The organism is Nakamurella sp. UYEF19 (assembly GCF_040546275.1).
Taxonomy (GTDB): domain Bacteria; phylum Actinomycetota; class Actinomycetes; order Mycobacteriales; family Nakamurellaceae; genus Nakamurella.
This window is the reverse complement of record NZ_JBEPNO010000015.1, coordinates 129,563-139,754: the sequence shown is the minus strand read 5'-3', so window position 1 is coordinate 139,754 and position 10,192 is coordinate 129,563. Positions and strand designations below refer to the sequence as shown.

Annotated in this window: 7 protein-coding genes; 2 read left to right on the top strand and 5 right to left on the bottom strand. The window is 69.4% G+C overall.

Going from position 1 to position 10,192, the window contains the following annotated elements:
• Nucleotides 1–207 precede the first annotated feature (207 nt).
• On the top strand, nt 208–993 hold the full coding sequence (locus tag ABIB25_RS19435) for a phosphotransferase (protein ID WP_354530160.1): 786 nt from the start codon (nt 208–210) through the stop codon (nt 991–993).
• A gap of 39 nt (nt 994–1,032) precedes the next feature.
• On the opposite strand, the gene ABIB25_RS19430 is transcribed toward ABIB25_RS19435, so the two are convergent.
• The 5 genes from ABIB25_RS19430 to ABIB25_RS19410 all read right to left on the bottom strand — a co-directional run bounded on the left by ABIB25_RS19430 (nt 1,033) and on the right by ABIB25_RS19410 (nt 7,788).
• On the bottom strand, nt 1,033–2,400 hold the full coding sequence (locus ABIB25_RS19430; protein WP_354530159.1) for an ABC transporter ATP-binding protein: 1,368 nt from the start codon (nt 2,398–2,400) through the stop codon (nt 1,033–1,035).
• Nucleotide 2,401: 1 nt separating this feature from the next.
• Nucleotides 2,402–3,325, bottom strand: a complete 924-nt coding sequence (locus ABIB25_RS19425; protein ID WP_354530157.1) for an ABC transporter permease — start codon at nt 3,323–3,325, stop codon at nt 2,402–2,404.
• Nucleotides 3,326–3,474: 149 nt separating this feature from the next.
• Complete coding sequence (locus ABIB25_RS19420) at nt 3,475–5,100, bottom strand: glycosyltransferase (protein WP_354530156.1); 1,626 nt, start codon at nt 5,098–5,100, stop codon at nt 3,475–3,477.
• Nucleotides 5,087–6,682, bottom strand: a complete 1,596-nt coding sequence (locus tag ABIB25_RS19415) for a glycosyltransferase (protein ID WP_354530155.1) — start codon at nt 6,680–6,682, stop codon at nt 5,087–5,089. The genes ABIB25_RS19420 and ABIB25_RS19415 overlap by 14 nt, the downstream gene beginning before the upstream one ends.
• A complete protein-coding gene (locus ABIB25_RS19410; RefSeq protein WP_354530154.1) occupies nt 6,679–7,788 on the bottom strand; it encodes an FkbM family methyltransferase in 1,110 nt (369 codons plus the stop codon). Before ABIB25_RS19410 ends, ABIB25_RS19415 begins: the two co-directional genes overlap by 4 nt.
• 119 nt (nt 7,789–7,907) lie before the next feature.
• On the opposite strand from ABIB25_RS19410, the gene ABIB25_RS19405 reads away from it, so the two are divergent.
• Nucleotides 7,908–10,127: a hypothetical protein gene (locus ABIB25_RS19405; protein WP_354530153.1), complete on the top strand. Its 2,220-nt coding sequence runs from the start codon at nt 7,908–7,910 to the stop codon at nt 10,125–10,127.
• Nucleotides 10,128–10,192: the final 65 nt, after the last annotated feature.

Genomic DNA, 10,192 nt, shown 5'->3' with positions numbered 1-10,192 from the left:
TGCGGCGCCGGGGATGAGCATGACGACGTGCTGCCCGAATGCCACCCCCGTTGTCCACATGCACAGATCATACCATATAATCCGAACAAACGTTCAGTATTTGCCTGGTCAATCTGATCCTCTTGGGTGACCCGTGGTCCCCGATCATCCGACGGGCAGCCCGAACGGAGTCCGAGGGTGCAGAATCACCGGGTGGGGAGTGATTCCGTGAGTTGTCCAGCGGTCGCGGCAGGTTGGTTGGGCGCCAAGATGGGTAGGTACCGGATCGATCCGCGCCACCTCTACCTCACCGGGGTGAGCATGAGCGGCGGTGGCGTGGTGCCCTACCTGCACCTCCACGACCGTGTGCCCTGCGTCCCAGAGGTTTTCGGCTTCGACGAGATGGGACGGGAGATCCTGGCCCATCTTCCGGGCGAAGTGGTCGACGTCGACGAAAGCCGGCTGACGACAGGGCAACTGCGCTCGCTCGTCGAGTGGACCAGACGATTTCACCGCGAGGTGGCCGGGTTTCGGTCGGACGGGCCGTGGCGGATGCCGCCGATCGCCGATGCCACGGTGACCGCCCACAACGACATCCCCCCGTACAACGTCTGTTTCGAGGGGGACGAGTTGGTGGGCGTGTTCGACTGGGATCTCGCCGGGCCGTCCACACCACTCCTCGAGCTCGCCTTCATCGCGTGGAACTGCGTTCCCCTGTGGCGGGACATGGGTGCGGAGGTCGCAGCCGCGCGTCTGCACGTCATCGCCGAGACCTACGGCCATTACTCGGCTCTGGACATCCTGGTGGCAGTTCCCGGGCGGATCACGAGGATGCTCGAGTGGACGCCGTTGGCGGCGGCGACCGGCGACGAGGGGATTGCCCGCCTGCTCGCAGCCGGGAACGAGCCCGAGCAATCAAGAGTCGCCCTCGACGCCCTGCAGCAACGCATCCCGGCCATCGTGTTGGCCGGGAACGCCGCCGGCTGGGCCGGCCCGACAAGCTCAGCCGGCTAGAGGCCGACAGAACGTGCACAGCTGGGCCCGGCCCGCCGATCAGGCGGAATCGCCCGACCCGGAGACCGCCGCGACGACGTCCTCCCGTTCGGGGACACCCCGCATGCCGCCCGCGTCAGAAGACACGTCGGTTTCGCCCACGAACTCGGTCTGCACGTCGACGAAGCCAACGCTCTGGCCGGATCCGATCACCGAGAAGGCGACACCTGGTCGCAGGCGGTGCATCTCCATGCCACCGTCACGATGCACGGCGGCGAGGACGGTGTACTGGCCCTCGCCGAGCGAGACGGACGGCAGCTTGAAGGTGAACGAGGCCTTGCCGGACATCGGGGGAAGCTTGACGCCCATCAGCCTCGTGTTCGTTCCGTAGACGACCTGCCCGAGCGTGCTGTCGATCCCGATCCCGATGATGCCGCTCTCGACCGTCCCGTCGATCTCGACGTCGACCGTCACGAGCATCCCGTCACCCGGCCGGATCGTGCTGATCTCCTCGCCGTCGGGCGACTCGGGGGAGTGCAGGGTGACACCCAGCACCCGGCCGCCGGCCACCGCTGCCACCTCGGGGACGGATTCGCCGGGCTCATCGCCCTCGCCGCCGGCCGCGATCGACAGGGCAGAAGCGGCAGCGGCCGCCACGGCAGTGGCCCGCTCCCGGTCGATCTCGTCCTGCCGCATGATCTGGAAGTCCGCCCGCAGGTGCCGAAGGGCCTCCAGCGGGTCGCCGTCGATCTGGATCTCACCGTGCTCGAGCACGACGGCCCGGTCGCACAGCTCGGCAACCTGGTCCAGCGAGTGGGTGACGACGACGATCGTCCGCCCCTCGCTCTGGAACTCGCGGATGCGGTCCATGCACTTGCGCTGGAACGGCTCGTCGCCGACGGCCAACACCTCGTCGACCAGCAGCACGTCGGGGTCGACGTGCACGGCGACCGCGAACGCCAGCCGTACGTACATGCCGGACGAATAGAACTTCACCTGCGTGTCGATGAACGCCTCCACGCCGGAGAAGTCGACGATCGCGTCGAAGTGCTTCTCCGTCTGCTTGATCGACAGGCCCAGGATCGACGCATTGAGGAAGACGTTCTCCCGGCCCGTCAGGTCGGGGTGGAAGCCGGCGCCGAGTTCCAGCAGGGCGGCCAACCGGCCGCGGTGCTCGACGGACCCGGTGGTCGGCTGCAGGATGCCGCCGATCAGCTTCAGCAGGGTCGACTTGCCGGAGCCGTTGGGGCCGATCAGGCCGACCGTCGAACCGCTGGTGATGTCCAGGTCGATGTCGCGCAGCGCCCAGAAGTCGTCCTTGTGCTGGTTGGACCGGCCGAAGTTGACCAGCCGTTCCTTGAGGGATTTCTCCTTGCGGATGACGAAGCGCTTGGAGGCGCCACTCACCTTGATGACGGTCGGGCTCATCTCAGATCTCCTGCGCGAAGTTGCTCTGCAGCCGGGCGAACAGCCGCTGGCACAACCAGAGTGCGAGGCAGCCGACCAGGAAGCTGACGATCAGGTGCTGACCGAGGTTGGGTGGTTGTGGGAACCGGGCCGGATCGCTGCCGGCGACCCAGAAGGCCTTGTGGAAGCTGAGCACGGCCAGCGTCACCGGATTGGCCAGGAACAGCGATTCCAGGAAGCCGCCGCCGATGGTGTTCTGCACCTGGCCCCACTGGTAGACGACCGGGGAGAGCCAGAAGCCGAACATCAGGATGATCTCGACGATGTAGGCGACGTCCCGCAGGTACACGTTGATGGCCGACAGCGCGAAGGCGAAGGCAGCCGCCCAGACCAGGATGAGGGCCGTTCCGCCCAACGCCCAGAGCAGCCGGTCGGGCGAGGGCGGGGAGCCGGAGATGAAGGTGGCGACCAGCAGGATGAGCACCTGGATCACGAAGTTGAACAGGGCAGAGCCGATGACGGCGAGCGGGAAAACCTCGCGCGGCAGGTAGATCTTCTTGACCAGCCCGCCGTTGTTCACGATGGAACCGGTGCCGCTGCCGACGATCTCGGCGAACAGTTGCCAGACCGTCAGGCCGGAGTAGACGTAGATGGCGAACTCGGGCACACCGTTGGCGCCGCGCGCCGCGCCGAGGAACTGGCCGATGGCGACGACGTAGACGACGAGCAGCGCCAGCGGGCGGATCAGGCTCCAGAGGAAGCCGAGCACGCTGTCCTTGTACCGGCTCTTCAGTTCGCGACGAACCAGCAGCCCCAGCAGTTCCCGGTACTCCCATACACCCTTGGCCGAATTGGCGGTGCCCTTGATGAAGCCGGAGCGGGGGCCGGACGGGACCAGTGGCAGCGTCGCCAACCTGGTCGCGCGTTGCTGGCGCAGATCAGTCATGTCACCTCGAGTTCTAACCGTGCGACCCCGGAATGACGCTCGGGATCGGCGCAGAGCACACCGGATGATCCGGCCACCACGGAGGAATCCTAGCCAATTCGGCAGCCCGAGGTTTCACTCCACGCGCCGAGCGGCCACGTCGTCGCCGGTCAGGCCCCGTTCGATCCCGCCGACGGCACGGTGTCTAGCCCCATCAGCGCCGCCCAGGTCTCGCCCGCGTAGTCGTCCCAGGTCCGCTTCGGGCGGGTGGCCGCCTCGCGCCGCAACCGGGCGAGTTCGGCGTCGTCCTGCAACAGGGTCCGCATCGCGTCGGCCAGGCTGTGGTCGTTCCGCGGGTCCACCAGCAACGCGCCGCCGCCGGCGTCCGCAATCTCCTTCATCGTCCCGTAGTTCGAGGTGATGACGGGCGTTCCGGACGCGAGTGACTCGGCCACCGGCAGCCCGAAACCCTCGTTGATCGACGGGAACACGGTGAACCGCGCGGTCCGATAGGCGCCCCAGAGCAGGTCGTCGCCGGCGGCGGCGATGGTCTCGATCGGTCGCCCGGCGAGCTGCAGCCTGGCCACCCCGGCCAGGAAGGCTTGTGAGTTCCAGGAGTTCCCGCCGATGAAGGTCAGCGAGAACCGGGCTCCCTCGCGCCACAGCAACTCGGCGGCGTGCAGCACCGCGACGTGGTTCTTCCGCGGTTCGTGGCTACCGACGACGAGCACCAGGGGGAGGTCACCCAGCAACAGCCGTCGGGCGGCGGCCTGGGTGCCCACCGGATTGTCCGGCGGGGCCTCGGCCGGCAGCACGACCGGGATGATCTCGGGCCCGGTCAGCCCGGTCCCGGTGAGCATGGCCCGCCATCCGCGGTACTCCACCGCCGCGCCCTCGGAGATCGGCACCACCGACGTGGCATGACGCAGCGCGGCCAGGTTGCGGGCGAAGCCGGGCACCAGACCCTCGTGGGCCGTCTCCGCGGTGGTCACCGGCACCAGGTCGTACCCGATGACGCGGAGCGAGCTGCCCGAGTACCGTGCCAGCGCCTGCAGCCGGCCGGTGCGGTCCACCTCGGCCGCCAGTTCCGGCAGCAGGTAGGTGCAGCCCCACGGCACGATGATCGGGTCATCGTTCGGGACGTCGACGGGCGGTCCGCCCCAGAATGCGCGGCGCGCCTCGGGTGGCGTCAGCGCCCGGACGGAGCCGAGATCCGGGGTCCAGCCGACCATCAGCGGGTGGTGCAGCTGGGCCCAGCGCCGGGTGACCTCGCGGGTCACCCGCTGGATGCCGGTGGCGAAGCCGGTCTGCGCGGTGTGGTGCACGTCGACGATCACCTGTCCGGTGACGACCTGGATCGGCCGCCACGGCCCATTGTCGAGTACCCGCGGCAGCGGCCCGCTCCAGATCGCCTTGCGCAGCGCCGCCGGCACCCCGTCCAGTTCGGCGGTGCGGACGGTCGCCCTGACCAGATCGCCGTCGGGCAGCCGTCCGTCGATGACGGCCAGCAGCAGCCACGCGCGCTCCGGAGTCACCGGCTCGATCGCGGAGGTGAGAGCCGTCAGCAGCGCCTCGGTGTCCGGTCCGTCCACCGCGGTGACCAGGTCCGATCCCGGGTCGAGCGTGCGCACGAGCACCCCGATGCGGTCCCGCAGTGCCTGGCGGCGCCCGGCACCGTGGCGATCGATGTCCGCGGCGACCGCTGCGGCGGTCGATCTGGTCGGCCGCAGCGTCCGGGAGACCTTCCGCAGCCGTTCGCTCGTCACCACCCGTCTGAGCCGGTCAACGGCGGGCATCGAGGTCCTCCAGTTCCGGGGTGACCAGGGTGGTCCAGAGCTCGGTGGCGTACCGCGCCCAGGTGCGTCCAGTGCGCCGGGTGATCTGCTCCCGCAGCGTGGCGAGCACAGCGGGGTCGGTCAGCAGCACGCGCATGGCGTCGGTGAGGGCGTGGTCGTCACGCGGGTCGATCGTCAGCACTCCGCCGTCGAGCGCGATCTCCGCGGTCGACCCGAAGTCGGAGCTGATCGCGGGCGTGCCGTGCGCCAGCGACTCCACGACGGGCAGTCCGTATCCCTCGTGCAGTGACGGGAAGAGGGTGAACGCCGCGTCGCTGAAGGATTGCTCCAGGACGGTGTCGTCGACGGCTTTGAGGATCTCGACCGGGCGGCCGGTCTCGGCCAGATCATTTGCCCGGCGCGGGAACTCGTCACCCCAACCGCTTCCGCCGATGAACCGCAGGGTGAACGCACGGCCCTCGCGCCACAGGATCTCGGCGGCGTGCAGGACGGCCAGGTGGTTCTTCCGCGGCTCGTGGGACCCGACGACCAGCACCAGGGGGCCACCGGTCCCGGACGCGGGAGCAGCACTCACCGGCCGGTCCGGCATCGCCGGCGCGGGCAGCGAGACCTCGGTGACGACCGGGCCGGTGAGGCCCTGGGTCGGCAGCATGGAGACGAACCCGCCGAGCTCGGCGGTGGCCGCGGCCGAGATGCCGGCGATCCGGCGGGCGAACTTCACCGCCGTCAGATAGCGGACGAACTTGGCCGACTCGACGGGCGGCACCATGTCGGCCGACACCACCGGGATCGCGTCGTACCCGATGCCGACCACCCGGTTGCCGGAGTGGTCGCCGAGGGCGGCGACCCGATCGCTGACCATCGCGGGCGGCACCTCGACCATCACCACGACGCTGCGCCACGGCACGACGAGCCGGGGGAGCGGCTCGCCGGCGGTCCGCGAGATCCCGGGCTGCTGCCCCTCGCCGGCGCCGCCGCGCGCGGTCCAGTCGAAGACCCGCTCGGTCTCCCGTTCGGTCAGCCGGCGCAGCCCGCCACCACGGGCGGTCCAGGCCGCGGCCACCAGGCCGGGGTGGTTCATCCAGTGCGGCATCAGGTTTCGGGCCACCCGCTGGATGCCGGTGTGCAGGTTGAACCGTGCGGTGTGATCGACGTCGACGACCACCCCACCGATCACGACGTCCAGTTCGGCCAGCGGATCACCGACCAGCTGGGCCCGCTCGAGACCGGCGTCCAGCAGATCGAGGGCGGCCTGCAGCGGCTCGTCCAGCTCCAGCCGACGTCGCGCCTCCTGCACCTCGTCGCGCGTCGGGAAGGTGGCGGACAGTGCGGTCAGCAGCAGCCAGACCGAGTCTGCCGCCGGATCGGCCACCAGCGCGGTGACGACGGCGTCGAGGACGGCGGCGGCATCGGCGGCCGGGTCCGGATCCGGAGCGGGCACCGCGGCGGGCGCGATGATCAGTGCGGCCACCGACCGCAGCCGGGAGGCGAGCGCGAGGCGGGTGGAGGCCGCCGGCGACAGGGGAACCGGGGCGGTCGAGGAAACAGAGGACCCTGCAGCCGACACCGGAACCGGGCTCACTTGTTGACCATTTTCCCGATCAGGCGGACGGCCCGCAGCGGCCCGGTGATCCGCCAGGACAGCGTGCTCTTCATCGCCGTCATCTCGTCGTCGAGATCGTCCGCCCGCTTGCGCAGCGACTGGACCTCCTCGGCGCTCGTCGCGGACGCGCCGGTGCTGTCCGCCCACGCCCCGACGGCCCTCGTTCGCCAGGCGAGAGCGCTGGCCAGGGCCTTCTTCTCGCGGACGGCGGCCAGTTCGGCCTGCGCGCTCGCCTGGGTACAGATGGTCTGCAGGGTGGCCGTCACGTCGGTGAGCAGGTCACGGATGGAGTTGCGTTCCAACAACATGGCGGTGCACTCGGACCTGGCCGCCTTGAGCTCGGCCTGCAGCTCGCTGATCTCCTGGTCCTGGAGCACGCGCTCGAGCCGGACGAAGTTGTCAAGGGCGCTGGCCGGCGTCGACAGGTGCTCGTGCAACTGATCCCAGCGCTCTTCGGCGATGTAGTAGCGGGACAGCCCGTCGAACAGCGAGAAGCGGTAGCCGGCCGCCAGCAGCAGCGGCTCGAAGCTCTGGTGGGTCGGCTCCGAGGAATTCGGCCGGGTGGCCTCGGCCAGGATGATCCACGGCCGCCAGCGCCGCAGGTCGAGGCTGGCCAGCACAGCCGCTTCCGTACCCTCCACATCGACCGACAGGAAATGGATGTCGTCGCGGTCCTGCCAGCCGGCCGCGTCCAGGATGTCGTCGAGCCGTCGGGTCGGCACGTCTACCTCGCGCACCTGGTACCCGCTGCGGCGGTGCTGCTCCCCGATGGATTCGTCCAGTGACGACAGTCCCGTTCCCGGCACCTCGAGCAACCTGGCGATCTCGCCCGACGTCTGCGTGACGACCGCCTCGACGAGGATGTCCTCCGGCCGTTCGATGCGTTGCCGTTCGGCGTACTGGCTCACCGGTTCCACGGTGATCCCTCGCCAACCGCTCCGGTAGAAGGCCATGGAGACCGAGTCGATGCAGGGATCGTTGGCGCCGACGTCGATGTACCGGCCGCGTTCGATGGTCCGGAGCGCCCGATGCAGCACGACGTCCTCGCCGTTCTGTGCATAGGAAACGAAGGCGCCATCAGTCACCCGGGCATCGTAGCGGCCCGGGCACCGTAGGTCCGTCGGTCGCCGGGCGCCGTGGATTCCAGAACCAGGCGCTGCCAATGAGAGAGTGGAGCGATGCGCGAGAGTCGGGAGTGTGGAGGATGAGCGGGGATTCCGGGTCGCCCCGCGAGGCCGGCGCAGCGTCCGGCGAAGTCGCTGCAGCATCCGGCGAAGTCGCTGCAGCATCCGGCGAAGTAGCTGCAGCGTCGCGCGACGGAGCTGCAGCGTCGGGCGAGGGAGCTGCAGCGTCGGGCGAGGGAGCGTCGCAGGGTGGGCGTCATGCCGCCGGCCGCACGGCCGTGCTGACGAACGAGGATCCGCAGACACCGACCACGCCGACTTCTCCGACGACAGGGGCATCCGAGTCCGCGTCAGCCGCCCCGACCATCCGCACTCCGCTCCGATGGGTGCGCGACACGTGGTCGCTGCCGAACCCGCAGCGGTTCGCGGCGGTGGCCGGCGTCGTCGCCGTCGGCCTGTCCTTCCTGCTGGTCCTGGTCGCCTACGGCGTCCTGCCGGGATATCTGCCGGATCCCATCGACTTCTACAGCGGCAGCGGCGTCGCCACCTGCGTCGCCCACAACTTCCCGGAGAACCTGTTCTCCTGCCCGTCCATCGGCTATCCGACGAGCTACCGGGCGCCCTTCGGCCAGCCCGTGCTCTGGGTCTCCGGATTTCTCCAGTGGCTGGGCGTCGACCCGGTCAACGGCACCCGCCTGACGTGGATGCTCTGCCTGCTGGTCGGTTTCTGGGGCGCCAGAAGGCTTTTCGCTCGGGTGACCAGCGTCGGCTGGCTGGCCTGGGCCGGCGTGCTCGCCTACCTGCTGGCCCCGATCGCCTCCAACCAGGGCGGCTACGGAGCCCTCCAGCTCGGTTTCGTGCTCGTCCCCGCCTACCTCCTCGTCGACGTCCGTCTCGCCGAGGCGTTGACGGCCCGGGCGCGCCTTGCCGCGCCGGGCATCACCGGATCGGGTAACTTCCTCTCCCGCAACCGGAGCCTGGTCCTGCGGTGGGCGGCACTGCTCGCGGTCCGCACCGTCGGGCTGATGATGGATCCCTACTCGTTCTTCATCGCCACCACCGGTGTCCTCGCCCTCTGGCTGGTCTTCGCTCTCAGAAACCTTCGGCTGCGCCAGATCCGGATCGTGGTGATCGCCGCGGTGGCGGTGCTGTCGTCCTTCGTCTTCGCCTATCTGGTCTACTCGCGCTCGGTCGACACCAGCGGTTTCTCGACCGAACCGCTGGACTACTTCCGCGGCGCCGGAGTGGACCTCTACGCCCTGGTCGTGCCGTCCACCCTGGTGTGGTGGGCGGAGCTGACCGGTTTGCACCACAACATCGGCCCGCTGCAGGCCTACAACGACGGCCACAACCTGAATGACGTCTATCTGGGCGTGCTGCTGCTCGGCCTGGCCGTGATGGGTCTCATCGTCGGAGGGCGCCGCAACGCGGGCAACCGGGTCGGAGCCGGTGTCAGGGTGGTGGCCGGTCTCGCCGGCGTGGCCGCGTTCCTACTGGCGCTCGGTCCGTCGATCCGGATCGAGGACTTCCGCATCATCTCGCCGAGCGCGCAGGTGACGTACTCGATGCCGGCGTCCGCAGCCACCATCGCCAGCCCCTGGAGCTGGGTGTACCAGCACATTCCGGGGATCTCCGACATGCGCGCCGTCTGGCGCTGGGAACTTGGGGCCCGGTTCGGCGCGGTGGTGCTGGCGATCCTGGCGTTGAGCTGGTGGGTTAGCCGCACCAGGAGCTGGCGGACGCGTTGGGTCCCAGCGGTTCTCGCCGTCCTGATCGTCGTCGAGTCGGTCGGGAACATCCCATTCACCCTGGAGAACCAGCAGAACTACCTCGGTGACGCCCGCGCCGTCGAGACCCTGGTGACCGATCCGCTGGCCGGGCTGGTGAAGCCCGGTGAGCGCGCGATCCTCTACGGCCCGGCCGATGTCAGCCCCGGCAGCAACGACTACATGGCCAACTTCCTCTGCGCCGCAACCGCTCTCCGCTGCTACAACGTCGGCGGCGACAAGGCGCTCGGGATCGCGCTGGCGAAGATGCCCAAGACCGCGCGCGAGGTCATCCTGTCGCACGGGAAACTCGGCGACCAGGGGGTGGAACAGCGGATGCGGGCGCTGTTCGCGGCCGATCAACTCGACGTCGTCGTCCTGATCAACTTCGACCTGAGTGCCCAGGCCGGCAACTGGCCCCCGACCGGCACCGCCCGGGCCACGGCCGAGGCGGCCGGGAAGAAGATGTTCTCCGGCAACGGGTTCACCCGCGTCGACACGCCGTTCTTCACGGTCATCCACCCGAGTTCCTGACCGCGCGGGCAGCCGCCTACCTGCCCGGCGCGCGCCGGTGCGGTGGTGTCAGACTCGAGACGCCG

Coding starts and splice junctions, on each gene's coding strand:
- ABIB25_RS19430 (WP_354530159.1), bottom strand. CDS start 2,400: ATGAGCCCGACCGTCATCAAGGTGAGTGGCGCCTCCAAGCGCTTCGTC.
- ABIB25_RS19425 (WP_354530157.1), bottom strand. CDS start 3,325: ATGACTGATCTGCGCCAGCAACGCGCGACCAGGTTGGCGACGCTGCCA.
- ABIB25_RS19420 (WP_354530156.1), bottom strand. CDS start 5,100: ATGCCCGCCGTTGACCGGCTCAGACGGGTGGTGACGAGCGAACGGCTG.
- ABIB25_RS19405 (WP_354530153.1), top strand. CDS start 7,908: ATGAGCGGGGATTCCGGGTCGCCCCGCGAGGCCGGCGCAGCGTCCGGC.